The organism is Nocardioides sp. SRI_004, assembly GCF_057586415.1.
Genome location: NZ_JBYCZV010000016.1, coordinates 57,920 through 82,567 on the forward strand (window position 1 = coordinate 57,920; position 24,648 = coordinate 82,567).

The window sequence follows — 24,648 nt, forward strand, 5'->3', positions numbered from 1 at the left end:
GCTTCGTTGTGCCGGCTTGTGATGTGGGCCACAATCTGCGGGGTGAGCGCGACAACGACGTCCCCGTCCACCCACCAGGCCTGGCCCCCCGCGGTCCCTCCCGAGCCGACCTACGTCGACGACCGGCTCAACCACTGGGCGGAGGCCACGCCCGACGCCGAGGCGATGAGCTATCTCGGGCGGACCTGGACCTGGGCGCAGTGGCACGACCGGGTGCACCGCGCCGCGGGCGGCCTGCGCGAGCTCGGCATCGCACGCGGCGACGTGGTGTCCTTCCTCGACAAGAACCATCCGGCGTGCGTGGAGATCAGCCTCGCCGCCGGCTCGATCGGTGCCGCCAACGCGATCATCAACTGGCGCTCGGCCGGCGACGAGATCGACTACGCGGTCAACGACTCCGGCGCCAAGGTGCTCTTCGTCGGACGCGAGCTGATGCCGACCATCGAGGCGATCCGCGACCGGCTGCCCAACGTCCAGCACATCATCGAGGTGACCCCCGAGGGCGGGGAGGACGACGCCTACGAGCAGTTCCTGGCGTCGTCGACCCCCTGCGCGGACGGGCCCGACGTGCTCGAGGACGACGTCTGCCTGGTCATGTACTCCTCGGGCACCACCGGGCGCCCGAAGGGCGTGATGCTGACGCACCGCAACATGGTCAAGCACACGATCAACGCCCACGACGGCTGGGGATTCGAGCCCGGCGACAAGTCGATGGTCGCCATGCCGCTCTTCCACGTGGGCGGGTCGTCGTACGTCCTGTTCGGCATCCACGACGGCGTCCCCAGCGTGATGACGCGCGAGCCGGACGCCGCCTCGCTCGCGGGCGCGATCCTCGCCGGCGCCAACCGGACCTTCCTCGTCCCGGCCGTGCTGGCGCAGGTGCTCCAGGCCGGACCCGACGCGGTCAAGCTGTTCGGGGCGCTCAAGACCTACACGTACGGCGCCGCGCCGATGCCGCCGCCGCTGCTCCGCGCGGCCATGGAGGCCTGGCCGGACACCGACTTCATCCAGGTCTACGGACTGACCGAGGTCGCCGGCGTCGCCACCCACCTGATGCCCGAGGACCACCGCACCGCCGAGGCCGACGGCCACCCCGAGCGGCTGGTCTCGGCCGGGAAGCCGGTGCCCGAGTGCGAGGTCCGCATCGTCGACCCGGCCACGCTCGAGGAGGTGGCCACCGGCGAGCACGGCGAGATCTGGCTGCGCACCCCGCAGCTGATGAAGGGCTTCCTCAACAAGCCCGAGGCGACCGCCGAGGTGATCACCCCCGACGGCTGGTTCCGCACCGGCGACATGGGCCACGTCGACGAGGACGGCTTCGTGTTCGTCTCCGACCGACTCAAGGACATGATCATCACCGGCGGCGAGAACGTGTACTCCCCGGAGGTGGAGCGGGTCCTCTCCGAGCACCCGGGCGTCCTCGAGGTCGCTGTCATCGGCGTCCCCGACCCGACGTGGGGCGAGTCGGTCAAGGCGGTCGTCGCGCTCAAGGAGGGCTCGGACGCCAGCGAGGTCGAGCTCATCGAGTGGACCCGCGAGCGCCTCGCCCACTTCAAGGCGCCCAAGTCCGTCGACATCATCAGCGCGCTCCCCCGCAACCCGACCGGCAAGATCCTCAAGCGGGAGCTGCGCAAGCCGTACTGGGAGGACCAGCAGCGCCAGGTGTGACCGGCCCCGGTGGTCGAGGAGGTTGCGCAGCAACCGTCACGAGACCCCTGGCCATGGTGCGCTCACGGTGTCCGGCACCGTCCCAGCACCGGCTCGCCGGGTCTCGAGACGGGCGCCAGGGCGCCCTCCTCGACCACCGACTCGGGTCAGTGCGCGATGGCCGCCCGCACCCGGGCGGTCGTCGCCGCGAACTCCGGCAGCGCGCGGACCTGGTCCGGCGTCAGCGAGGCGTCGGCGGAGAAGGGCACCTGCTCGTCGAAGACGATCCGCCCCGGGCGCGGGCTCATCACGAGCACCCGCGAGCCGAGGAAGACCGCCTCGTCGACGCTGTGCGTGATGAACAGGATCGTCTTGCCGGTCTCGCGCCACAGCGTGAGCAGCTCGTTCTGCAGCCGCTCGCGGGTGAGCGCGTCGAGGGCGCCGTAGGGCTCGTCCATCAGCACGACCTCGGGGTCGCCGGCGAGCACGCGGGCGATCTGGGCGCGCTGCTGCATGCCGCCGGACAGCTCGTAGGGCCGCCGGTCGGCCGCGTCGGTGAGGCCGACGAGCGACAGGTAGCGGTCGGCCGTCGCCAGCCGCTCGGCCTTGCCGATCCCGCGCAGCTTCGGGCCGAGCGCGACATTGCGGCGTACGTCGAGCCACGGGTAGAGCGTCGGCTGCTGGAAGACGACGCCGCGGTCCACGCCGGGGCCGCGGACCGTCGTACCGCCGACGGCGATGGAGCCCGACGACGGCGCGACGAAGCCGGCGATCATCCGCAGGAAGGTCGTCTTGCCGCACCCGGACGGCCCGGCGAGCGTCACCAGCTCGCCGGGCTCGATGGCGAGGTCGATCCGGTCGAGCGCGGGCACGGCGCCGCCGCGGGCCCGGAACTCGTGCGCCAGGCCCGCCACGTCGATGCCCTTGCTCATCGGCTCGTCCCGCCCGTCATTCCGCCGAGGCGGCGACCGAGGCGTCCACCCCGTCGTCGTACGTCGCCGCGGGGGCCACGGCCGAGATGCCGTCCTGCTGCAGCAGGAACTTCGCCGTGCCCAGCAGGTCGGTGCCCAGCTTCTTCCCCAGCCAGTCGTCGCCGGCCTGGTCGGCCGCCCGCAGGTAGGTCAGCCCGGCGAACTGCGCCTTGGCCTCGTCGGTGCTGACGCCGACCTCGATCGCGACGCTCTCGGCCGCCTTGTCCGGGTCGTCGAGGATCTGCTCGACGGCGTAGTCCTGTGCCTTCGCCCAGGCCTCGAGGACCTTCGGGTTCTCCTCGATGAAGCTGGTCGACGCGAGGCCGAGGTCGTAGGTCGGCTTGCCGGCCTCGGCGGTGTCCTTGCTCGAGAGGATGACGGTGCCGCCCTGCTTCTTCAGCTCCGACAGGGTCGGGTCCCAGATCCACGCCGCGTCGATGTCGCCGTTGGCCCAGGCGGGCGCGATCTGCTCGGGCTCGCTGTTGATCAGCTTGTAGTCGGCCGGGTCCTCGCCCGCGTCGGCGATCGCCTGCAGCAGCGAGTAGTGGGCGGTCGAGCCGAACGGGGTGGCGATGGTCTTGCCCTTGAGCCCCTTGATGTCGGTGGCGGCGCCGTCGCGCACGACGAGCGACTCGGCCTCACCGATGACGTCGTGGATCCAGATCACCTTCACCGGCAGGCTCAGGGGTGCCGAGAGCGCCTTCGTCGACGGCGACGAGCCGGCGAGGCCGATGTCGATGCTGCCGGCGCCGAACGCCTGGACGACGTCGCCTCCCGAGGCGAAGTTGTTCCACTCGATGGTGGCGTTGGGCAGGCAGTTCTCGAGGAGCTTCTGGTCCTTCACGACGACGTCGCCGTTGGGGATCTTCTGATAGCCGATCCGGACCGTGCCCTCGACCGACTCGTCGGCCGTCCACGGGCAGTCGCTGGCGGCGGCCTCGGTGTCCTCGCCGAGGCTGCAGGCGGAGAGCGGGAGGACGACGGCGGCCAGCGCGGCGGCGGCGGTCCAGCGGGAGGTCTTCATGGTCAGGCCTTTCCTCGCCACGGGACGACGAGCTTCTCGATGGAGCGGATGACGGCGTCAAGGGCGATCGCGGTGAGGCCGATGACGAGGATGCAGGCGACCGACAGCGCGATCTTGTTCTGCGTCCCGGAGAGGTAGGCCAGGCCCCCGATGCCCGGCAGACCGTTGACGAGCTCCGCGGCCACGACCGTGGTCCACGCGAAGCCCACCGCGACGCGCAGCCCGGACAGGATGTCCGGCAGCGTCGCGGGGAGGACGACCTGGGTCGTCAGCTGCAACCCGGAGGCCCCGAGGCTCCGGGCGGCATTGAGCTGGTCCTGCTTCACCCCGCGCACCCCGTTGATGGTGGCGAGCGTGATCGGCGGGAAGGCCGCGAGGAAGAGCAGCCACACCTTCGAGGTGTCGTAGATGCCGAACCACGCGACGAGGAAGCCGATGTAGGCCAGCGGCGGCAGCGAGCGCAGGAAGTCGACGTACGGGCCGACCAGGTCGCCGACCCACCGCACGGTGCCCATCAGCAGCCCCAGCGGTACGCCGACCACGACGCCGAGCACGAGGCCCAGCCCGATCCGCCGCAGGCTCACCACGAGGTGCTCCCACAGGAAGTAGTGCTCCTCGCCACGCACGACGCGGTCCACCCCGCCACCGACCGGGTGGTAGCTGTTGGCGCGGACGAACGCGTCCCACACCTCCAGCGGACTGGGGGTCAGGTAGTGCGGCTCGACCAGGTCCGCGGCGGCGACCACCGACCACGCCACCAGGAGCACGACGAGGCTGGCCAGGAGCCCGAGCCATCGGCGCGGGCCACGGACCACATCGGGGTGCGAGGAGGACATGGCCGGGTAATCTACAGTGTCTCACTCGACATTGTTCACTTGGTATGCTGACGCGGCATCCCACCCACAGCAGAGCGGAAGGTGCGACTCGACCATGGCGCCCCGGAGCCATCGATCCCTGCGGCGCTTGGCCCGCCCCGCCCGCGCCGCCGTCCGCAGGCTCCGGCAGCGGCGGGCCGCACCCCCCACCCCGGCCGAGGAGCAGCGCGCGGCCTGGCTGGCCGAGAGCGCGGCGCACGTCGAGGCCCGTCGCTTCGAGGACGCCGAGCGGGTGCTCGACAAGGCCCTCGCCTCCGAGCCCGACGAGATCACGCTGCTCGCCGCGCGGGCCCGACTCGAGGGCCGGCGCGGCGACTGGGCCGCAGCCCGCGACCGCTGGGCCGAGCTGGTCGCCACCCGCGCCGACGACCTCAACGCGCCGGGCTGGGTCAGCGCCGTGCACAGCCACCGACGCGCCCGCGACATCGACGCGGCCGAGGCGATCGCGACCCAGGCGCTCGAGCGCTACGCCCACCGCCGGATCGTGCTCTGGGAGACCGCCCACGTCGCGATGGCGCGCGCCGACTGGGACCAGGCCGTCGTGCGCTGGGTGCGCTACTGGCGATCGGCCGCCCGCGACGACCCCGACCCGCGCCCGCTCCCCCGCCGCGCCTCGCAGGCCGACTGGTTCGAGGCCGCGTGGCACGAGGTCGTCAACCACCTCGACTCCGCCGACGCCCTGCTCGACCGGCCCGCGGGGCCCCTCTTCCACCGCGCCCTCGCCCGCGTGCTCGGCAAGTCGAGCATGGACGACGACCGGATCCGGGTCCTCGAGCGCGCGGCGCGGCTCTACCCCGACGACGCCCCCGTGGCCTACGAGCTGGCCGCCGCCCGTCTGGAGTCCGGTACGACGCCGGGCGCCCTGCCGATCGGCGCGGACGAGGTCGCCGAGGTGCGCGGAGCGCTGCCGTCGTACACGGCGACGGGGACGGGCCTGGGCCCGGTCCGGCTGGTCCGGGTGCCACGGCACTCCTCGCTCGAGCTGGCGCTGCGGTCCGGCCACTACATCGACCGTCCGGCGGTCGGCCGGCTGGTGCAGGAGATCAGCGAGCGCGACCGCTGGCCCGAGCCGCTGAGCCCGACCAACATCCTGCTGGCGCAGGCACGGGCGTGGGCGGACGAGTTCGGCGCGCGGTTCGCGTCCCCGCCGCACCTGCCGGCCGAGACCCTGTCCGACGCGGTGATGGTGAACGTCTACCACGAGTCGGCGCTGTTCGTGCCGATGCAGCGCCTCGCCGCCGAGCTGGCCGCGCGGGCCGCCGGCGAGCCGGTCCTGATCGAGGTCCTCGGCACCGAGCTCGGCTACCTCGAGGGCTACGCGTCCGGCGACTTCGACCTGGTCTTCCTCTACTTCGCGCTCCTCGAGCGGGGCGCCAACGCCTTCCTCGTGCGGATCGAGAACGAGTCGGTCGGCCGGGCGACGGAGACGGTGCGCTTCGTCCCGAAGTGGCGCTCGGTGATGGCCGCGCTCGACGTGGTCGAGGATCCGGCGCCGCACACGCGAGCGGTGGTCCCCGCGGGCATCCGCCGCGTCGTGCCGCTCGTCGAGGAGCTCGACGACGTCGTCGTCTACCAGTCCGGCTCGGTCGTCAAGGAGTTCGCCTACGACCGCTCGATCGAGCAGCAGTACCCGATCCACGCCACCGCCCGCCTCCACCCGGAGGAGAGCGTCCTGCAGACCTTCGAGTACCCGCTCACCCGGGTCGCCCGGCTCACCGGTCGCGCCCTCGGCGCCGAGGGCGGCAGGGCGAGGGGGTCGGTCGAGGTCGGCGAGCCGCTGGGCGGCACCTGGCAGGAGTGGTTGCACCGCGCGACGTCACCGCTCCTGGAGCACCTCGCCCGCACCGCCGCGGCCGACATCGAGCGGCGCGGTGTCACCGAGGCGCACATCGGCGACCACCTGTACGCCGAGAGCGTGATCGTCGGCGACACGGTCCGCCGTGCGGGCGGCCGGGTCATCGTGTGGCCGCACTCGACCAACCCGGTCCACGTCGACCTGCGCCGCGCCGACTCCTTCGACGAGGTGCACGCGGTGACGCACAGCGGCGCCGAGGCCTGGCGCCGGGCGTTCCCCGACAAGGTCGTGCACCACTCGGCCGACTCGATGCTGTCGCCGTCCCCGCCGCGGCCGTTCGAGCCCGGCAAGCCGGTCTCGCTGGTGATCTTCGGCGGTCGCTCGACACTCGGCAACATGCCGACCCTCGACACCGCCGCCCACCGCGAGCTCTACATCCGGCTCTTCGACGAGCTGGCCGCCCTGCGCGAGCACCACCCGGTCGACGTCTACTTCAAGCCCCGAGGCCTCACCGGCGAGCACGAGCACTGGCTCTTCCAGACGGTCGGCAAGACGGCCGGCTGGAAGCCGATCTACCAGCACTCGCTGCGCCTCGAGCTGCCCAACATGGTCTTCGCGTCGGTCTCGATGGGCACCTCCGCACTCATCGAGGGCCTCACCCGCGGCGTCCCGGGCTTCGTGGTCCGCGAGTTCCCCGTGCGCGACTACACGACGCTCGACGCCGAGGCGTTCCCGATCGTCCCGGCCGCCGAGGCGATGGAGCTGCTCGCGAAGGCCACCACCGCCGAGGGGTACGACGAGCTGGTGGCCCGGGAGCTGCACCACATGAAGGACGAGCTCGGGCTCTGACGCCTGCGCCGGAGGAAAATCCCGCGCGCGGGGTCGCGACGTCCGATAGGGTCGCCTGCAGGAGCGCCGGGAAGCCTGGTCGGCACAGTGTTCGTCGACCCCGAAGGGCTTCCCGTGACCGTCTTCCTCATCCTCGGCATGGTCGGGATCGCCGTCGTCCTGGCCTCGCTGGTGGCCGGTGACCTGCTCGACGGTGCCTTCGACGCACTCGAGGCCGACTGGATCTCCACGGCGGCCCTCGGCGGCTTCACCTCCGCCTTCGGATTCGGCGGCGCGATCGCCGACGGCGCGGGCGCGCCGCTGCCGGCATCGATCGCCGTCGGGGTGGTCTCCGGTGTCGTCGTCGCCTGGTTCGCCTGGTGGTTGACCCGGCTCGTCAAGGACGGCCCCAGCGACGGCACGGTCGCGATCAGCGACAGCGTCGGCCAGGTCGCCCGGGTGATCACCGCGATCCCCGCCGACGGGTACGGCGTCGTCCGGGTCGTCGTCGGCGGCCATCCCCTGCAGCTCAACGCCAGCGCCTACCAGCCCATCGAGGCGGGCGCCGAGGTCAACGTGACCGGCGTCCTGTCGCCGACCGCCGTGAGCGTCACCGAGGTGTGGCAACCGCCTGCCCGGCCGGCCTGAGCGCCCCTCCCTCCCCGAACCCCCAGCAGTCCCCACCGACAAGAAAGTCGAGACACATGAACACCGCCGTCTGGGTGCCGGTCGCCGGCATCGTCGTCCTCCTGGTCCTCCTCGTCCTGCTGGTCACCAGCCGCTACAAGGTGGCCGGCCCCAACCAGGCCTTCATCGTCACCGGCCGCAAGGGCAAGGCCGTGGTCAACCCCGAGACCGGGGAGCTGACGACGGACCTGTCCGGGCAGAAGGTCGTGCTCGGCGGCGGCGTCTTCGTCGTCCCGTTCGTCCAGAAGCTGGCGACGATGGACCTGTCCAGCCGCCGGATCTCCGTGCAGATCCGCGGCGCGGTGTCGGGCCAGGGCATCAAGCTCAACCTCGACGGCGTCGCGATCGTCAAGGTCGGCGGCAACGCCGACCAGATCCGCCTCGGCGCCCAGCGCTTCCTCTCGCAGCAGGCCGACATCGAGACCTTCACCCAGGAGGTGCTCGCCGGTGCGCTGCGCTCGATCGTCGGCGGCCTCACGGTCGAGCAGATCATCCGCGACCGGGCCGCCTTCGCCCAGCGCGTCGCCGACGAGTCGGAGAGCTCGCTCACCGGCCAGGGCCTGATCCTCGACGCGTTCCAGATCCAGGACGTGACCGACGACGGCACCTATCTCGCCGACCTGGGCCGGCCCGAGGCCGCTCGCGCCAGCCAGGCCGCCCGGATCGCTGAGGCCAACGCCCGGCAGGCCGCCGAGCAGGCGCAGATCGCCGCGGAGCAGGAGATCGCCATCGCGCAGCGGGCGCTCGCGCTGAAGCAGGCCGAGATCAAGGCCGAGACCGACGCGGCCTCCGCGCAGGCCGCGGCGGCCGGACCGCTGGCCCAGGCCGACCGCGACCAGGCGATCCTCACCGAGCAGGAGAAGGTCGCGGTCCGCCAGGCCGCGCTGACCGAGCGCCAGCTCGAGACCCAGGTCCGCAAGCCGGCCGACGCCGAGCGCTACCGCGTCGAGCAGGAGGCCGAGGCCCGTCGTACGGCGGAGATCGCGGCCGCCGACGCCCGCAAGGCCGCGACCATCGCAGCCGCGCAGGCGAAGGCCGAGGAGACCAAGCTGAGCGGTGAGGCCGAGAAGGGCCGCCGCGCGGCGCTGGCCGAGGCCGAGGCGATCGAGGGCATCAAGCGCGGTGAGGCGGAGAAGGGCCGCCGCCTCGCCGAGGCCGACGCCACCCGGGCCGAGGGTGAGGCGCAGGCCGCCGCGACCCTCGCGATCGGCCAGGCCGAGGCCGAGGCGATGGACAAGCGCGCCGAGGCGTTCGCGCACTACAACGACGCCGCGGTGCTGCAGATGCTGATCGAGGTGCTGCCGCAGATCGCCAAGGAGGTCGCCGCACCGATCGCCGCGATCGACCAGCTCACCGTGCTGTCCACCGACGGTGCCGGCGCCCTGCCGAGGCAGGTCACCGACAACGTGGCGCAGACCCTCCAGATGCTGAGGACCTCGACGGGTCTCGACCTCGAGGCCCTCATCCAGAAGTCGGTCGGCAAGGCGGGCAGCGGTACGACGCCGCCCGCCCTCGACGGCGTGGGGGCCTGACGGCGACGCTCGGCCCGGGGCCTGCTCAGTCCGCGAGCAGGTCCCAGGTCAGCGGCGTACCGCGCGGGGCCGCCTCGCGGACGCGGCGGCCCAGGACCTCGTCCCAGTGCTTCGGCGGCAGGCCGGAGCCCGGGCGGATGCTGCGGAGGTTCTGCTCGGTCAGCACCTCGCCGGCGGCGACGTCCTCGACGAGGTAGAGCGAGCGGCGACGGCCGCGGGCGCCCTCCTCGGCCTCGGTCGGCTGGTAGCGGACCTCGCCGAGGGCGACCCGCGCGGCCGCCGTCTCCGTGACGAGCTGCGCGAACTCCGGCGGCTCGAGCGAGAACGGGCTGTCGACGGCGCCGTCGTTGCGGTCGAGCGTGATGTGCTTCTCGAGGACGACGGCACCCAGCGCGACGGCCGCGACGGCGACGCCCACGCCGAGGCTGTGGTCGGACAGCCCGACCTCGCAGCCGAAGCGCTCGCGCAGGTCGGGGATCGTCAGCAGGTGCGAGTCCTCGGGCCGGGCGGGGTAGCTGGTGGTGCACTTGAGCAGCACCAGGTCCTCGCAGCCGCCCTCCCGGGCCGCCGCGACGGCGTCCTCGATCTCCTCCAGCGTGGCCATGCCGGTGGAGATGATGAGCGGCTTGCCGGTGGCCGCGGTGTAGCGGATGAGCGGGATGTCGATGATCTCCGACGACGCGATCTTGAAGCAGGGCACGTCGAGCCCGAGCAGGAAGTCGACGGCGGTGCGGTCGAAGGGCGAGCTGAAGCAGAGCATCCCGTGCTCGCGGGCGCGGGCCATGATCGGCTCGTGCCACTCCCACGGCGTCATCGCCTCGGAGTAGAGGTCGTGCAGGGTCCGGCCGTACCAGAGCGAGCCGGGGTTCTGGATCGTGAACTCCTCGCGGTCCACGTCGATCGTCATCGTGTCCGCGGTGTAGGTCTGCAGCTTCACCGCGTGCACGCCGGAGCCCGCGAGCGAGTCGACGATCGCGAGCGCCCGGTCGAGCGAGCCGTGGTGGTTGCCCGAGATCTCCGCGATCACGAACGGGTCGGCGTCGCGGCCGACCGGGATGCCACCGATCTGCATGGCCACGCCCTCAGGCCCGCCGGAGCACGACGAGCTCGCCGGCCGACTGGATCAGCGGCTCGCCGTACCGGCCGGCGACCTCGAAGCCGTGCCGGGCGAACGCGTCGACGATGAACTGCGAGGTGACCGGCTCGATCGCGCCACCGGCCCGGCCGGCCTCGGCGCGCCGCTTGCCGGCACGCGAGTTCAGCGAGACGGCGTAACGCACGCCGCGCGCGGCGACCAGGTCGACGTAATTGCTCACCACGTCGGGCTCCATCTCCTGGAAGGAGAAGGAGTTCACGAACACCTCGTAGTCGCTGCGCAGGTCGGGCAGCCGCCAGCTCGGGATGGTGCCGTGGGCGGGCACCTCGAACCCGCCGTCCGGCAGGTCGGCGGGCGTGAGGACCGGCCGGTCGAGGATCTGGGTGAGGTACCACGCGGTGATCACGACCAGCGGCGGGATGTCGGCGTCGACGTACCGGGCGTCCGGGTCGCGCTGGGTGACGATCTCGCCGAGCACGCCGAAGCCGCCGCCGATCTCCAGGAAGGAGCGCGGTGGCGCGTCGACGTGCTTGCTCAGCGCGGTGAGGCAGAGCAGGTAGTTGAGGTAGGGGCGGCTCCAGCCGACGTCGGTGCCGGTGAAGCGGAAGCGCTGGGCGTTGCCGAGCTCGTTCTCGCCGTACGACAGCAGGTCGAAGGGCCAGCGCTCCTGGTCCCAGGCGAGCTGGACGGCGTGGTAGTCGCGGCGGGCCTCGATGCTGCCGCCGAGGATGGAGCGGATCCGGGCCTCGCTGACCGCCGGGTTGGCGACCTGTGACGCCTCGATCATCTTCTGCATCGCCTTGCCCGGGTACCCGTCGCCGTAACGCGGGTAGAACCAGCTGCGCGAGGACGGCCACGACTTGAAGGTCGGCAGGCCGCGCTTGCGGAGGTCGCCGAGCAGCTGCTCGACGCCCGGGCCCCAGAAGTTCGTGGGGGTGTAGAGCGGGTCGCGCTGCTCGATGCCGGCGAGGAGGTCGTCGACCATCCCGCTCCAGTCGGTCAGCTCCGTACTCGTGTCGACCATCGCGCACTGTCCTTCAGCTTGAGGAACTTGGATTCGATCAGGTGGTAGGAGAGGGTCGCCACCGCGACGGAGAGCAGCACCTCGACGACGACGCGGGTCCAGACCTGCGAGGTCTCGGCGCCCGGCAGCTGCTGCTTGACGACGTAGTAGACGGTGTAGTGCCACAGGTAGAGGCCGTAGGAGATCTTGCCGAGCCCGCGCAGCGGCGCCCAGGTGAGCACGGCGTGCACCCAGCGCGGCCCCTTCCCGTCGCGTACGACGACCAGGATCGCGACCGCGGAGGCGAGCGTGGTCGCGGGCACCATCAGCCCGTAGACCCACACGCCCTTGTCCTGCCCGCACAGCGAGACCAGCACGGCGAGCGAGGCGGCGAAGGCCAGCCCGCCGAGGAAGCGCCAGCCGCGCCAGGCGACGACGACGGCGAGCAGGCAGCCGACGAGCAGCGAGAACGACACGACGAGGGGGTCGTTGTGCAGCCGCTGGAGGCTGGCGCCGGTGTCGATCAGCCAGTAGCGGTAGGCGAGCGACAGCCCGATCATCGCGACCAGCGCGAGCGCCAGTCCGCGCCGGCTGAGGCGCAGCACGCTGAGCAGCCCGATCAGCAGGGCCGGCCAGACGAGGTAGAACTGCTCCTCCATGGCCAGCGACCAGGTGTGCGGCGTGAGGGTGACGTACTCGCCGAGGGTGCGCACGATGTTGGTGACGTAGAGGCCCGCCCAGAGCACCTGCTCCAGCCGCTCGTCGTACCGGATCGCGACGACGGCCGTGACGATGACGTAGAGCACCATCGCCGGCATCAGCCGCAGCGCGCGGCGGATGTAGAAGCGTGAGAGCGAGATGTCGTCGCGGGTGTCCCACTCCTCCAGCAGCAGCCGGGTGATCAGGAAGCCGGACAGCACGAAGAAGACCGTGACGCCCACGGTGCCGGCGGTGCCGCTGTGGGGCAGCGCGGTGTGGTTGAAGAGGACCATCGCCACCGCGATGGCGCGCAGGCCGTCGAGCGCCGGGCGCTGGCCGAGGCGGTAGCCGTCGGCGGTGACCGCGGCCGGACGGGTGGCGGTGGCGGTCTGCTCAGCCATGGCCGACCCGCTCCCGCACCATCGCGGAGAGCCCGTACGACGCCGTCCAGCCCAGCAGGTCGCGGGCGCGCGTCGTGTCGAGGCGGTACTCCGAGGTGTCCTCCCGGTCCACCGGCTCGAAGACGACCGCGTCGTCGCCGAGGCCGCACTGGGCGGCGACCTCGCGGGCCATCTCGGCGACCGAGAAGCCTCCGGTGCCGATGTTGGCGACCAGCGGGCTGGGCAGGCCGGGGCGGGTGGCGGCGAGCTCGAGCGCCGTCGCCACGTCGCGCACGTCGACGAAGTCGCGGACCACGGCGCCCTTGCCGGACACCGTCAGCGGACCGCCGGCGAGCCCTTGGGCGGCGAGGCGCGGCAGCGCGCCGCGGCCCCCGTCACCGGGTCCGACGACCTGCGCGATCCGCAGCGCGACCGTGCCGATGCCCGAGGTGCGGGCGTAGAGCGCGAGGACGTCCTCGCCCATCCGCTTGCTGAGGCCGTAGAAGGTGTCCGGGCCCTCCGGCTCGTCCTCGCGGATCGGCCCGCGCAGGTGGCCGGGGTAGGCCAGCCGGGAGGAGGCCAGCACGAAGCGGCCGACACCGGCCGCCACGGCCGCGCGGAGGAGCTCCTCGGTCAGCGCCACGTTCGCCGGGAGGTACGACGCCAGCGGGGTCGCGAGGCTGTCGACGCTCCGGGCCGCGAGGTGGACCACCGCGTCGGCGCCGGCGAGCAGCTCGGCCGGCGCCGGGGCGGGGCTCGCCGTGAGGGCCGGCTCGTCGAGCCGGCGGAGCAGGCCGTCCTCACCCCGGCCGAGCGGCACGACGTCGTACCCCTGGGCGCGGAGGTGGGTGACGGCGTGGCCCCCGAGGAAGCCACGCGCGCCGGTGACGACGATCCTCAAGCGCGGGCCCTCAATCGTTGTCGCGCGTGATCGCGTAGCCGAGCCGCGCGACCGTGCCGTTGACGTCGCGGGCGAGCTCACCCGGCTCGGTGTGGAACTCCTCGAAGACCACCTCGCCGAGGTCGGCGAAGCTGTGGTCGGCCGGCTCGAAGGGGATCTTCGGGTCGGTCAGGTGGAAGCGCAGCGTGTGGTGCACGCCGGTCGGCAGCTCGGGGTCGCCGGGCCACTCGCCACCGGACAGCACGTCGAAGACGGTCATCATCAGGTCGAAGCCGGTGTGCACCTCGATCAGGCGCCACAGGTGGCAGCCGTCGAGGCGCGGCGCGACCTCCACGATCCGGGGACCGTCGCTGGTGAGGATCATCTGGAAGTACAGCGGTCCGTTGGTCACGCCGAGGGCGGCCACGAAGGCGTCGATGAGGCCCTTGACCTGGGCGGAGGTGACGTCGTCGAGCTCACGCGAGGGCATCGTGTGGCTGCTGGGGATCCCGGTCAGCGGCCCCTCCCAGACGTGCCGGTCGGAGGCGAGCAGCAGGTGGGCGACGCCGTCGACGACGAAGACGTGGACGGAGAACTCGGGGCCCTCGAGCAGCTGCTCGATGACCGCCGCGCCGTTGCGCGACGACGCGAGCGCGGCGGGCAGGGCGGCGACGGCCTCGTCGTGGTCCTGGACGATGGTGATGCCGCGCTGGCCCTGGTTGTCGACCGGCTTGACGATCGCCGGGTAGGCGACGAAGCCGGTGAGGTCGGCGGCGGTGCGCACGACCTGGTGCGGCACCGGGCTGAGGCCGTTCTTGGTGAGGAAGCCCCGCAGGAGGTCCTTGCGGTGGAGCGTCTCGGTGACGGCCGGCGAGTGGAACAGCGGCAGGCCGAGCTGCTCGCTGACCGCGGCGACGGTCGGCATCGCGATGTCGGAGCCGACGGAGTAGACGACGTCGACGGCCAGCTCCTTCGCGAGCGCGGCGACACCGGCGGGGTCGAGGATGTCGACGACGAAGAACTCGTCGGCGGCCGCGACGCCGGCGCCCTCGCGGACGTGTCCGCACGCGTAGACCCGCCACCCGGCAGCGCGGAGCCGGTGCATGGCGTCCGCCTGTCCCGGCAGCGCTCCGAGAATGAGCGCGGAGCGCGGCATCCTGCTCCCTCGTTCCTGATCCGTCATCGCCCGCCCTGTCCCGGAACGAGCGCTGCGAGCCGTGTCGGCTCTCCTTCGCTGCACGGCCACACTAACCGATCGAGGACGTCGTCCATGATCCCGGCGGCACGTTTGTCGAGTATATCGATATGGTTTATCGAGTCCACATCGGGGCCGTCCCGGGTGACCCGGAGACAGGCCGAGGGCACGCCGTCGACCTCGACCACGACCACCACCACGTCCGGAACGACGAGATCCGACGCGAATCGGTTCCCTGCTGCGACCCACCCCGCCGGGTCGTCGCCGCGCGCGACGGCGACCGGCGCGTCCTCCGGCCCCGCGAGTCGGAGCCGCAGCCCGTCGTCGGGACCGGTCGGACGCGTGGGGAGCACGGCGTGGGCGACCCGCGCGGCGCCGTACCCGTCGACGAGCGGGGGCGGGAGGGGCAGTGCACCCTCCGCGGCCCGGTCGAGCAGGGCGCGGTAGCCGTCGACGCCGACCTCGCCGACGAGACCTGCCCAGGTCGTCAGGCCCGCCTCCGCGAGCGCCCGGGTCACGCCGGACTGGTGCGGTGCGGTCGTCGTGACGATCGCCGGCACCTGCAGGCAGATCCGCTCCCAGGTCGCGGTGCCGCTCGCCCCGATGGCGAGGTCGGCGCGCTGCAGGCTCGGCGCCAGCGAGCGCAGCGCGACGTGCAGCTCCGCCCCCGGTACGTCGGCCACCAGGTCCTCGAGGCCGGGCGCGAGCGCCGCGCGCGAGCCCACGACCACCTCGACCCGCTCGAACGCCGGGCGGCCGCGCAGCGCCTCCAGGACGGTCCGGGTCTCCCCCGCCGGGTCGGTGCCGCCGAAGGACACCAGCAGGCGTCGCGGCGGCACGGCGGCCGGGGACGACTCCTTCCGGAGCTCGGCGTAGGCCGGGTGCAGCAGGGCGTAGCGCGGACCGAGCAGCAGCTCGCAGCCGTCGGGCACGGTGCCGTCGTAGCGGCCGGCGCTGCCGGCGCCGTACCAGTTGTGGTCGACGAGCAGGTCCACCTCGCGACGCCGCCCGGCGAGGTCGTCGACCGCGACGACCCGGTCCGCGATGCGGCGTACCTCCGCCTCCCAGACGTGGTCGAGGCCGTAGTGGTCGACGACGACCACGTCGACCGCTCCCCCGGCGCGCTCGATGGTCGCCCGGGCGTCGGCGAGCTGGGCGGCGACCGGCCACGGGCGTCCGGTGGCGTCGGCCTGCTCGGGCACGGTGAGGTTGCGGTGCCCGGCCGCCGTGATCCTCGGGTCGTCGCCGGTGGTCACCACGACGACCTCGGCGCCGCGGGCGGCCAACAGGTCGGCGAGCGCGAGCTGGCGGACCAGGTGGCCGCTGCCGATGCGGGGGCCGGCATCGGCACGGACCAGGACGACCGGTGCCACGAGCGTCAGTCCTCGGACTCCGCGAGCCGGTGGATCAGCTCGGCGCGCTCCCAGTCCTCGGGGGTGTCGATGTCCTGGACCCGCCAGTGCGGCAGCACATGGGGCACCGTGCGCGCGGCGAGCACCGAGGGCCCGGTCAGCCAGGCGTCCACCGTGCCCCAGTAGAACTGCCCGGCGTCGTGGTAGGCCTCGACCAGGTCCTGGCTGCGGGTGAGCGCGAACTCCGGCCAGAGCATGTGCATCCAGCCGTCCTCCCCGACCGCCAGGGCGCGCTGCACCGGCGCCGCGTACGACGCCGCGGACATCACGAACTGCGCGCCGGACGACCTCAGCCTCTCCCGACCCGCGGCCAGGTCGTCGCCGCTGACGAACACCGCCGCGGGGTAGACCACGCACAGCTCGTCCACCGCCTGGCCGGCAGCCGTGAGCTCGCGGATCGCGTGCTGGATGACCGGCCGGGTGCCGGTGTGGTCGTCGGACAGCTCGGCCGGCCGGCGGAAGGGCACGTCGGCGCCCGCGGCCTCGGCGATCGCGGCGATCTCGTCGTCGTCGGTCGAGACCACCACCCGGTCGAAGATCCCGCTCTCGACCAGGGTGCCCACGACCCGGGTCAGCAGCGGGACGCCGCGGAACGGCTTGACGTTCTTGCGCGGGATCCGCTTGCTGCCACCGCGGGCCGGGACCAGGGCGACCACGCCCGCGTCGGGGCTCGGCTGGGGGTCGGACACGCCCCCGACCCTAGTGGGAGGAGAGTCTGGGTGAATGCTCAACGGCGTCTCAGGGCGCTCACAGGCCCCGTCGCCACAGTAGAGGACATGACCCAGGTCCTGCCCCCGTCGCCGTCCTCGCAGCCGCCGACCCCGCCGGCACCGCCGTTCCTCCCGCCGTTCACCGCGCCGCCGACCCCGAACTCCCAGCGGCCCGGTCGATCGACGTTCGCGGCCCTCGTGCTGTCCGGTGCGCTGCTGGTCGGGGGCGGGGCCGGGGTCGGCGGGGCGGCGATCTACGACGCCGTCAACGGTCCCGACAGCTCCGGTGGAGGCGGCTCCGCTCCGCTGCAGGTCGCCGACAACGGCAATCAGCCGGCAGCCTCCGGCAGCGTCGAGGCCGTCGCCTCGAAGGTGCTGCCCTCCGTCGTCGCCCTCGAGGTCTCGGGGTCCGGCTCGTCGGGGAGCGGCTCGGGCGTCGTGCTGGACGACGACGGGATGATCCTCACCAACGACCACGTCGTGACCCTCGGCGGCCAGATCTCCGCCCAGCAGGCTGAGGTCACCGCCTCGTTCAGCGACGGCACGAAGGCCAGGGCGACGGTCGTCGGCACCGACCCGCTGACCGACACCGCGCTGGTCAAGGTCGAGGGGGTCAAGGACCTGACCCCGATCACGATCGGCAAGTCCGGCAACCTCGACGTCGGCGAGCAGGTCGTCGCGATCGGGTCGCCGTTCGGCCTCGACGCGACCGTCACCAGCGGCATCGTCAGCGCCCTCGACCGCCCGGTCGAGGTGGCGCGCGACCAGGACGGCAACGTGACGGCCTACCCGGCCATCCAGACCGACGCCGCCATCAACCCCGGCAACAGCGGCGGTCCGCTCGTCAACATGGACGGCCAGCTCGTCGGCATCAACGCGTCCATCCGCTCGACGTCCTCCGGCGCCGGTGCCGAGTCGGGCTCGATCGGGCTCGGCTTCGCGATCCCCATCGACGAGGTGCTGCCGATCATCGAGCAGCTGCGCGCGGGCGACACCCCGACCCACGCCCGGCTCGGGATCCAGGTCTCCGACGTCGCCGGGCGTGCCGGGTCGAGCGACACCACGCTCACCGGTGCTCGGATCGAGGAGCTCGAGAAGGGCTCGGCCGCGGCCAAGGCCGGTCTGGAGTCCGGTGACGTGATCACCGCGATCGACGACCACCGCATCGACGACACCGAGGCGCTCATCGCCACGGTCCGGTCCTACCGCCCCGGCGACACCGTCAAGGTGACCTACCTCCGCAACGGCAAGGAGGACACGACCGAGCTCGAGCTCGGCTCGGACGGCTGATCCACGGCTCCGTCAGGAGCCGCCGCCACCGGCCTTGCGGCGGTGCATCTTCGGGGCACCGCCGACGACCTCGGAGCCGTGCGCCTTCTCGCGGACCGGCCCGTCCTCGTGGACGCCCTTCTCCTTGCGGTTCTTGCGGTCGAGGGCCTCGCGCATCCTGGCCTTCAGGTCCTCGTTCGCTTCGTTCGCAGCCATGGGGCGGTCCTTCCGTCGCGGTCGGTGACTCCGTCCACCGTCGCACTCGCCCGGGGCGGAACCAAGTGATTTAGCGGGCGAGCCGCTTCTGCATCTCCGCCATCCGCGCCGTGGGGACGAAGCCCATGCGCTCGTTGATCGCGATCATCGGGCCGTTCTCCTCGGCGTTCCACGTCACCACGCGCCGCCCGCCCACGTCGGCGCCGGCCTGCAGGGACCGGTGGTTGGCGACCTTGACCGCGACGCCGAGACGGTGGCCGCGGTGGTCGTCGCGCACGAGCGTCCCCCACTGGTAGACGAAGCGGGGATCGTGGTCGGGGACGACGATCTCGGTGTACGCCACGACCTCGCCGGCCGCCGTCAGCGCCACGGTCCGCCAGGACGTGCGGCCCTGGGCCGCGACCAGCGCCTCGTCGTCGCGGTGGGCGGCCACGTCGACCGTCTCCGCCTCGCGCTGCATGTCCCCGGTCGGCGCCTCGGTGCTGAGCGTGCTGGCGACGGCGAGCCAGCCCTCGACCAGCTCGTCCGGCACCGGGCCCGCCCACGACCGCAGCCGGTAGCCCTCGTGGTGGGGCGCGGCCTCGGCCGCCAGGGCGTCGAGCACGTCGTCGGGCATCGGGAGCGGGGCGCTGCGCTGCACGTTGCCGATGCCGAACGTGTAGCCATGGGCGACGAGGAACTCCCGGCCCGAGGTGCCGGCGCCGTCGGCCGGAGCGTCGTGGGCGAACTGCGCCTCGGCGTCGACGAGGGTCCGCCCCGCGTCCACGGCGATCGACTCCGCCCGCGCCAGGAGCGCAGAGCCGATGCGACGGCGGCGCAGGGCGGGGTCGACGTGCACGTCGAGCATCGCGCTGTCGAGGTTGTCGAGCAGGGGCATCGCGAGCCAGGCCGTACCGACGAGCCGTTCGCCGTCGTACGCCGCGAGGAAGCGCTCGTCGCGCTTGCTCGACGGGTTGCGGACGACCGCCAGGAGCTCCTCGAACGCCCACGCCGTCGCGCTGTCGCCGACCTCGTGGCGCAACGAGGCCTCGGTCACCGCCGCCCAGGTGCGGATCGCCTCCGGGTCCTCTCCGGTCAGCTCGACGATCCTCGGCCCGGCGCTCACCGGACCCGCTCCACGCGACCCTCGTCCCACACCGGCTCGTCGGACTCGTAGACCGAGCCGTCGGACCCGAACACGCAGAAGCGGTCGAAGCCGCGGGCGAACCAGCGGTCGTGGGTCACCGCGACCACCGTGCCCTCGAACGCCTCGAGGCCCTCCTCCAGCGCCTCGGCCGACTGCACGTCGAGGTTGTCGGTCGGCTCGTCGAGCAGCAGCAGGGTGGCGCCGGACAGCTCCAGCAACAGGATCTGGAAGCGCGCCTGCTGGCCGCCGGACAGCGACTCGAAGCGCTGCTCGGAGCTCGCCGCGAGCTCGTAGCGGTCCAGCACCCGCGCCGCCTGCTCGCGCCCCATGCCCTTGCGGCCGTTCGGGTCGCCGTCACCGCGGTGCAGGATCTCCAGCAACGTGCGGCCGGTCAGCTCCGGGTGCTCGTGCGTCTGCACGAACCAGCCGGGCCGCACCCGCGCGCCGAGCCGAGCCCGGCCGCTGTGCCGCACCGGCGCGATCTCCACCTCGCCGACCGGGCGGTGCTCGACGTCGGGATCGCTGCCTCCCGCGGCGAGCAGGCGCAGGAAGTGGGACTTGCCGGAGCCGTTGGAGCCCAGCACGGCCAGCCGGTCGCCGTACCAGACCTCGAGGTCGAAGGGCTTCATCAGCCCGGTGAGCTCGAGGTCCTCGCAGACTACCGAGCGCTTGCCGGTGCGGGCGCCGGACAGGCGCATCGTCACCTGCTGCTCGCGCGGCTGCTCCGTCGGCGGACCGGCCTCCTCGAACTTGCGGAGCCGGGTCTGCGCCGCGCGGTACTGCGACGACATGCCGTCGTTGTACTCCGCCTTGATCTTCAGCCGCAGCACCAGCGCCTTGAGCTTCGCGTGCTCCTCGTCCCAGCGGCGCCGGAGCTCCGCGAAGCGGGCGAAGCGGTCCTTGCGGGCCTCGTGGTACGACGTGAAGCCGCCCGCGTGCGTCCAGGCACTGTTGCCCGCGCCGCCTGCGCCGAGCTCGACGGTCACCACGTGCGTCGCCGTGTTCGACAGCAGCTCGCGGTCGTGGCTGATGAACAGGATCGTCTTGTCCGAGGCGGCGATCCGCTGCTCCAGCCAGATCTTCCCGGGCACGTCGAGGAAGTTGTCCGGCTCGTCGAGGAGGAGCACCTCCTCCGGCCCGGCGAGGAGGTACTCCAGCACGACCCGCTTCTGCTCACCGCCGCTCAGGGTGGCGAGCCGGCGGTACTTGGCACGGTCGTAGGGCACGGCGAGCGCCTTGACGGTGCAGACGTCCCAGATCACCTCGATGTCGTAGCCGCCCGCGTCGGCGTACTCGGCGAGCGCGGTGGCGTAGGAGAGCTGGGTCGCCTCGTCGTCGGTGTCCATCAGGGCGAGCTCCCAGCGGTCCACCTCGGCCGCGGCGCGTCGTACCCGCTCCGGCGCGAGGGCCAGCAGCAGGTCCGCGACCGTCGGGTCCTCCCCCAGCCCGCGGTCGACCATCTGGCTCATCACGCCCAGCCCGCCACTGCGTACGACGGCGCCGGCGTGCGGGGTCAGGTCGCCCTTGATGATCCGGAACAGCGTCGTCTTCCCCGCCCCGTTGGCACCGACCAGCGCGACCTTCGCCCCCTCGCCGACTCGGAAGGAGACGTCGTCGAGGAGCACCCGACCGTCGGGAAGCTCGTACCGGACGCCGGCGACCTCTACGTGACCCACAAGCCACGATTGTCCGTGGTGCGGTGGTCGGGCGCGACCGATTTCGTCCGCTGGTCGAGGAGGTCGCGCAGCGACCGTCACGAGACCCCTGGCCCCGGTGCACCCGCTGTACCCCGCCCGCCGGTGGTCGAGGAGGTCGAGCAGCGACCGTCACGAGACCCTTGCTCCGGTGCACCTGCTGTACCCCGCCCCCCGGTGGTCGAGGAGGTCGCGCAGCGACCGTCACGAGACCCCTGGCCCCGGTGCACCTGCTGTGCCCTGCGGTCGGGTGAGTGGTCGGGTCTTCAAGCGCAGCGACGAGGAGGCTGGGTGCGGGGCTGGGTTCCGGCGGTCGGGTGCGGCCCGAAAGCCTCGTGTTCACTCGTTGCGCCACTTGTTCTGCACACCCCGGCGAGGCACTTTCCCCTGTCCACAGTCGGGTTTCCGTCGCCTCGTTGTGTCGGACGTGGATGGGAGAATCCAGTCATGGATCTCGGAACCAGCGGTACCGCGACAGCTGTCTCGACAGCCTCGCTGCTGTCCGAGATCCGTGACGGTGTCGACCTCCGCGACGCCCTCATCGTCCGCGAGTGGAAGGCCATCACGTCGTGGGCCGACGCCAACATCGTCCACACCGTCGAAGGCGCCGCGACCCTGACCGAGGGCTACCTCGACACCGGTGTCCCGATCGCCGGCCCCGGCGCACCCCTCGTCAGCGAGTTCCAGCTGATGGAGCTCATCGCCGTCCTCGGCAGGTCACCGGACGGTGGACGTGCCTACGTCGGCAAGATCATCGAGTGCGCGTGGCGGCTTCCCGACCTCTACGCCGCCGTCCTCGCCGGGAAGGTCGAGCCCTGGCGTGCGCTGCGAGTCGCTGAGCTCACCCACGGCCTCGCCGCCGAAGCAGCAGCGTTCGTCGACCACCAGCTCTCGATCGCGGTCGGAACCGTGTCCTGGGCACTCATCGAACGCCTCGTCACCGAGGCGATGCTGCGGTTCGACCCCGAACGCGCCGAGGCCGAGCGGCAGAAGGCGAACGAGCACCGTCACTGCGACGTCCACATGGACGAGGTCGACGCCCACGGCGGCGTCCACCTCGACGCCTACCTCGACGCCGCTGACGGCCACGACTTCAACCAAGCCGTCGCCCGCGAAGCAGCACTGCGCGGACGGCTCGGCGACACCGACTCCCTCGACGTACGGCGAGCGAAGGCGGTCGGTGCGATCGCCCGCCGCGACCTCGCGCTCGACCTGTTGATCACCGACGACGACACCGGCGAGGTCATCGCCCAATCACCCGGACGACGAGTCGAGCTGAACGTCCACATCACCGACACCGCCCTCACCGGCGACAACACGGTCGGGCGGTGCGAGGAGACCAGGTCACCGGTCCAGCTCGAGCAGGTCAAGGAATGGCTCCAAGCCCCGACGACCACCGTCATCGTCCGGCCGGTCATCAACCTGGCCGACTGCATCCCGGTCGATTCCTACGAGATCCCCGACCGCCACCAACGCCGCGTCCGACTGAGGGACCACACCTGCCGGTTCCCGAACTGCACCCAGCAGGCAGTCCGCTGCGACCTCGACCACGCGAAACCCCACGGCCAGGGCGGCGAGACGTGCCCCTGCAACCTCACCCCCCTCTGCCGACGCCACCACCGCGCCAAGACCCACAGCCAATGGCGCTACCTCGTCATCACGCCCGGCCACTACCTCTGGACGTCACCACACGGCCACCTGTTCCACGTCGGCCCGGCCGGCACGACGATCCTCGACGGCTACTGACCACCAAGCCCCACACCCCGCCCGACCCGGCGGGGCATGAGGCATGTCCGGCTCAGCGGACCAGGCCGAGCAGGGTCTGCGCTGTCTCCTTGTCGGGGTGGACGACGAGCACGGCCCATCGCCCCCGCAGCACGTAACCGGCCCACAGCCGCCTCGCGCTGGAGCCACCAGGGCGCAGGACCCCTTCATCCATCGCCGGCTCGAAGGAGCTCGCGTCGAGGAACTGGATGCCGTCGCTCTGCTGGATGCTCCGACAGGCAGGGCCCGGTGTGTACTGGACCAACCCTCCACAACTCTTCTCCCGCCAGCCGTCGAGGATGCCGAAGGTGACGCCGTCGTGTTCGACCTCGACCACCGACACACCCGAGGGCTCGGCGGTCCCGGCGCCCGGAGTCGACTCGCCCGGCAGCAGTCCAACGGAGAAGTCTTCAGGTGCACAAGACGCGTCACTGCGGGCGCGCCCGTCCACCTCGACCGTCGCCAGCACCAGCTCGGCGACGGCCTGGGTCGGCGCCGAGGCCGTCACCATCCGGTCTCCGACCACCTGACGAACCACCACGTGCGAGGCGTCGACCTGCTCGGGCGCCGGCGCCTCCTGCCCCTTCGCCGGTACGGCGCAGACTGAGTAGCCCCTCCTGTCGGCGTCCTCACCGAGGCCCCACCAGGCCGGGACCTCGTACGACAGCGCGCCCCGGTCGAAGGAGACCCACGTGCTGCCGTCGACGACCGGTTGGCCGCCGACCCGCGCCGTCGCGAGGATCCGGCGGGCGAGGTCGCGGTCGACGGCACCGACGCTCAGGACGAGGTCTCCCGCGGTCACGTAGCCGCTTGAACGTCCGTCCTCCCCGTCCGCCAGGACGCCCGGGCCGACCATGCTGTCGTAGAGCGCGCTGCCGAAGAAGGCAGCACCGCGCCACTCAGCGCACGGATCCGCCGAAGGCGGCGACCACCGTGGCACCTCCCCCTCGCCACACGTCACCTGCCGCCAGTCCGCGGGCACCTCGGCCCGTACGTCGTCCTGGCTGATCGTCTGCCACCCCTGCGGAGCGGGGTCGTCGACGGGATCCACGGCCCGGTCGTCGCCGAGCCCGCCGACCAGCACCGCGCCGAACCCGACGACCAGCGCCACCGCGGCCCCGCCGACCGCGAGCCGCCGCTGGCGGCGTCCCCGGTGGCGGCGCCGCGCGGCGTCGGCAAGCCCGACCGCACCCGGGGCCTGCTCGGCGACGCCGGCCAGCACACCGGCGAGCTCCTGCTCGAGGTCACTCATCGAACCCACCTCCATCGGCGCCGTACCCGGCGCGCAGCACCGCGAGGCCGCGGGAGACCCGCGAGCGGACGGTGCCCTCGGCGACGCCGGTGAGCGCCGCGATCTCGTCGTACTCGAGCTGTTCGTAGTAGCGCAGCACCACCGCGGTGCGCTGCGCCTCGGGGAGCGCCCGGCAGGCGGCCCAGAGCCGCTGGCGCTCGTCGTGGGCGGGCCCGTCGCCGGGGCCGGCCACGGTCCCTCCGGGCTGGACCGACGACGACGGCGACTCGCGGCGCCGGAACTTGCGCCACCAGGACGTGTGCGCGTTGACGACCATCCGCTTCACGTAGGCATCGACGTCGTCGGCCTGCACGATCCGCTCCCAGCGCGGGAGGGCGCGCGAGAGCGCGTCCTGCACCACGTCCTCGGCGTCGGCCGCGTTGCCGGTCAGGACGTAGGCGAGCCGCAGCAGCGCGGGCCCACGGGCCGCCACCCAGCTGTCGAACGCAGGCGGGCCGGTGCGGGCCACCTCGTCCGGGATCAATGCCTTCACACCCTTCCGACGCTGGTTCCGCCGATCCTGTTGCGACCCTCCCACAGCCCTCGCCCGGGCC

At 72.5% G+C, this 24,648-nt stretch carries 21 protein-coding genes; 6 read left to right on the forward strand and 15 right to left on the reverse strand.

Annotation, left to right across the window (positions count from 1 at the left end; genetic code table 11):
* The first annotated feature begins 42 nt into the window (after positions 1 to 42).
* The gene (locus AC2YHB_RS20090) at positions 43 to 1,668 is read left to right on the forward strand and encodes a long-chain-fatty-acid--CoA ligase (RefSeq protein ID WP_051933002.1); all 1,626 of its coding nucleotides are present in this window, start codon (positions 43 to 45) and stop codon (positions 1,666 to 1,668) included.
* 146 nt (positions 1,669 to 1,814) lie between these two features.
* On the opposite strand, the gene AC2YHB_RS20095 is transcribed toward AC2YHB_RS20090, so the two are convergent.
* From AC2YHB_RS20095 to AC2YHB_RS20105, 3 genes are read right to left on the reverse strand one after another with little or no spacing between them, the layout of a single operon-like run.
* The gene (locus AC2YHB_RS20095; RefSeq protein WP_036551221.1) at positions 1,815 to 2,579 is read right to left on the reverse strand and encodes an ABC transporter ATP-binding protein; all 765 of its coding nucleotides are present in this window, start codon (positions 2,577 to 2,579) and stop codon (positions 1,815 to 1,817) included.
* Between the two features lie 16 nt (positions 2,580 to 2,595).
* Positions 2,596 to 3,642, reverse strand: coding sequence for a taurine ABC transporter substrate-binding protein (locus AC2YHB_RS20100; protein ID WP_179647929.1), 1,047 nt, complete (start codon positions 3,640 to 3,642; stop codon positions 2,596 to 2,598).
* Between the two features lie 2 nt (positions 3,643 to 3,644).
* On the reverse strand, positions 3,645 to 4,478 hold the full coding sequence (locus AC2YHB_RS20105; RefSeq protein ID WP_179647930.1) for an ABC transporter permease: 834 nt from the start codon (positions 4,476 to 4,478) through the stop codon (positions 3,645 to 3,647).
* 127 nt (positions 4,479 to 4,605) lie between these two features.
* On the opposite strand from AC2YHB_RS20105, the gene AC2YHB_RS20110 reads away from it, so the two are divergent.
* From AC2YHB_RS20110 to AC2YHB_RS20120, 3 genes are all read left to right on the forward strand, one after another.
* On the forward strand, positions 4,606 to 7,161 hold the full coding sequence (locus tag AC2YHB_RS20110) for a tetratricopeptide repeat protein (protein ID WP_179647931.1): 2,556 nt from the start codon (positions 4,606 to 4,608) through the stop codon (positions 7,159 to 7,161).
* 114 nt (positions 7,162 to 7,275) lie between these two features.
* On the forward strand, positions 7,276 to 7,788 hold the full coding sequence (locus AC2YHB_RS20115) for a hypothetical protein (protein WP_179647932.1): 513 nt from the start codon (positions 7,276 to 7,278) through the stop codon (positions 7,786 to 7,788).
* 56 nt (positions 7,789 to 7,844) lie between these two features.
* Positions 7,845 to 9,359: a flotillin family protein gene (locus AC2YHB_RS20120; protein WP_179647933.1), complete on the forward strand. Its 1,515-nt coding sequence runs from the start codon at positions 7,845 to 7,847 to the stop codon at positions 9,357 to 9,359.
* Between the two features lie 25 nt (positions 9,360 to 9,384).
* Here the strand turns inward: AC2YHB_RS20120 and pseI are convergent, their stop codons facing one another.
* From pseI to pseF, 7 genes are all read right to left on the reverse strand, one after another.
* Positions 9,385 to 10,431, reverse strand: a complete 1,047-nt coding sequence (pseI, locus tag AC2YHB_RS20125; protein ID WP_179651980.1) for a pseudaminic acid synthase — start codon at positions 10,429 to 10,431, stop codon at positions 9,385 to 9,387.
* Between the two features lie 10 nt (positions 10,432 to 10,441).
* The gene (locus tag AC2YHB_RS20130; RefSeq protein ID WP_179647934.1) at positions 10,442 to 11,479 is read right to left on the reverse strand and encodes a putative sugar O-methyltransferase; all 1,038 of its coding nucleotides are present in this window, start codon (positions 11,477 to 11,479) and stop codon (positions 10,442 to 10,444) included.
* On the reverse strand, positions 11,455 to 12,558 hold the full coding sequence (locus AC2YHB_RS20135) for an acyltransferase family protein (RefSeq protein WP_036551212.1): 1,104 nt from the start codon (positions 12,556 to 12,558) through the stop codon (positions 11,455 to 11,457). Before AC2YHB_RS20135 ends, AC2YHB_RS20130 begins: the two co-directional genes overlap by 25 nt.
* Positions 12,551 to 13,438, reverse strand: coding sequence for an NAD-dependent epimerase/dehydratase family protein (locus AC2YHB_RS20140; protein WP_179647935.1), 888 nt, complete (start codon positions 13,436 to 13,438; stop codon positions 12,551 to 12,553). Before AC2YHB_RS20140 ends, AC2YHB_RS20135 begins: the two co-directional genes overlap by 8 nt.
* A 10-nt stretch (positions 13,439 to 13,448) precedes the next feature.
* On the reverse strand, positions 13,449 to 14,522 hold the full coding sequence (locus AC2YHB_RS20145; RefSeq protein WP_179647936.1) for an ATP-grasp domain-containing protein: 1,074 nt from the start codon (positions 14,520 to 14,522) through the stop codon (positions 13,449 to 13,451).
* A gap of 74 nt (positions 14,523 to 14,596) precedes the next feature.
* Positions 14,597 to 15,985, reverse strand: a complete 1,389-nt coding sequence (gene pseG / locus AC2YHB_RS20150) for a UDP-2,4-diacetamido-2,4,6-trideoxy-beta-L-altropyranose hydrolase (protein ID WP_179647937.1) — start codon at positions 15,983 to 15,985, stop codon at positions 14,597 to 14,599.
* A gap of 5 nt (positions 15,986 to 15,990) precedes the next feature.
* Positions 15,991 to 16,713: a pseudaminic acid cytidylyltransferase gene (pseF, locus tag AC2YHB_RS20155; protein ID WP_218864607.1), complete on the reverse strand. Its 723-nt coding sequence runs from the start codon at positions 16,711 to 16,713 to the stop codon at positions 15,991 to 15,993.
* 87 nt (positions 16,714 to 16,800) lie between these two features.
* Between pseF and AC2YHB_RS20160 the strand changes: the two genes are divergently transcribed.
* Complete coding sequence (locus tag AC2YHB_RS20160) at positions 16,801 to 18,024, forward strand: S1C family serine protease (RefSeq protein WP_179647938.1); 1,224 nt, start codon at positions 16,801 to 16,803, stop codon at positions 18,022 to 18,024.
* 12 nt (positions 18,025 to 18,036) lie between these two features.
* Here the strand turns inward: AC2YHB_RS20160 and AC2YHB_RS20165 are convergent, their stop codons facing one another.
* The 3 genes from AC2YHB_RS20165 to AC2YHB_RS20175 all read right to left on the reverse strand — a co-directional run bounded on the left by AC2YHB_RS20165 (position 18,037) and on the right by AC2YHB_RS20175 (position 21,021).
* Positions 18,037 to 18,219: a DUF5302 domain-containing protein gene (locus AC2YHB_RS20165; protein WP_036551209.1), complete on the reverse strand. Its 183-nt coding sequence runs from the start codon at positions 18,217 to 18,219 to the stop codon at positions 18,037 to 18,039.
* Positions 18,220 to 18,289: 70 nt separating this feature from the next.
* Positions 18,290 to 19,324: a GNAT family N-acetyltransferase gene (locus AC2YHB_RS20170; RefSeq protein WP_179647939.1), complete on the reverse strand. Its 1,035-nt coding sequence runs from the start codon at positions 19,322 to 19,324 to the stop codon at positions 18,290 to 18,292.
* Positions 19,321 to 21,021 (reverse strand): ABC-F family ATP-binding cassette domain-containing protein, encoded by a 1,701-nt coding sequence (locus tag AC2YHB_RS20175; RefSeq protein ID WP_487354524.1) that lies wholly within the window; start codon positions 21,019 to 21,021, stop codon positions 19,321 to 19,323. Before AC2YHB_RS20175 ends, AC2YHB_RS20170 begins: the two co-directional genes overlap by 4 nt.
* 465 nt (positions 21,022 to 21,486) lie before the next feature.
* On the opposite strand from AC2YHB_RS20175, the gene AC2YHB_RS20180 reads away from it, so the two are divergent.
* On the forward strand, positions 21,487 to 22,785 hold the full coding sequence (locus AC2YHB_RS20180; protein ID WP_179647941.1) for an HNH endonuclease signature motif containing protein: 1,299 nt from the start codon (positions 21,487 to 21,489) through the stop codon (positions 22,783 to 22,785).
* Between the two features lie 52 nt (positions 22,786 to 22,837).
* On the opposite strand, the gene AC2YHB_RS20185 is transcribed toward AC2YHB_RS20180, so the two are convergent.
* Positions 22,838 to 24,055, reverse strand: a complete 1,218-nt coding sequence (locus tag AC2YHB_RS20185; RefSeq protein WP_179647942.1) for a hypothetical protein — start codon at positions 24,053 to 24,055, stop codon at positions 22,838 to 22,840.
* The gene (locus AC2YHB_RS20190; protein WP_179647943.1) at positions 24,048 to 24,587 is read right to left on the reverse strand and encodes a SigE family RNA polymerase sigma factor; all 540 of its coding nucleotides are present in this window, start codon (positions 24,585 to 24,587) and stop codon (positions 24,048 to 24,050) included. The genes AC2YHB_RS20185 and AC2YHB_RS20190 overlap by 8 nt, the downstream gene beginning before the upstream one ends.
* Positions 24,588 to 24,648: the final 61 nt, after the last annotated feature.

Coding starts and splice junctions, on each gene's coding strand:
- AC2YHB_RS20095 (WP_036551221.1), bottom strand. CDS start 2,579: ATGAGCAAGGGCATCGACGTGGCGGGCCTGGCGCACGAGTTCCGGGCC.
- AC2YHB_RS20100 (WP_179647929.1), bottom strand. CDS start 3,642: ATGAAGACCTCCCGCTGGACCGCCGCCGCCGCGCTGGCCGCCGTCGTC.
- AC2YHB_RS20105 (WP_179647930.1), bottom strand. CDS start 4,478: ATGTCCTCCTCGCACCCCGATGTGGTCCGTGGCCCGCGCCGATGGCTC.
- AC2YHB_RS20120 (WP_179647933.1), top strand. CDS start 7,845: ATGAACACCGCCGTCTGGGTGCCGGTCGCCGGCATCGTCGTCCTCCTG.
- pseI (WP_179651980.1), bottom strand. CDS start 10,431: ATGCAGATCGGTGGCATCCCGGTCGGCCGCGACGCCGACCCGTTCGTG.
- AC2YHB_RS20130 (WP_179647934.1), bottom strand. CDS start 11,479: ATGGTCGACACGAGTACGGAGCTGACCGACTGGAGCGGGATGGTCGAC.
- AC2YHB_RS20135 (WP_036551212.1), bottom strand. CDS start 12,558: ATGGCTGAGCAGACCGCCACCGCCACCCGTCCGGCCGCGGTCACCGCC.
- AC2YHB_RS20145 (WP_179647936.1), bottom strand. CDS start 14,522: ATGCACCGGCTCCGCGCTGCCGGGTGGCGGGTCTACGCGTGCGGACAC.
- AC2YHB_RS20160 (WP_179647938.1), top strand. CDS start 16,801: ATGACCCAGGTCCTGCCCCCGTCGCCGTCCTCGCAGCCGCCGACCCCG.
- AC2YHB_RS20165 (WP_036551209.1), bottom strand. CDS start 18,219: ATGGCTGCGAACGAAGCGAACGAGGACCTGAAGGCCAGGATGCGCGAG.
- AC2YHB_RS20180 (WP_179647941.1), top strand. CDS start 21,487: ATGGATCTCGGAACCAGCGGTACCGCGACAGCTGTCTCGACAGCCTCG.
- AC2YHB_RS20185 (WP_179647942.1), bottom strand. CDS start 24,055: ATGAGTGACCTCGAGCAGGAGCTCGCCGGTGTGCTGGCCGGCGTCGCC.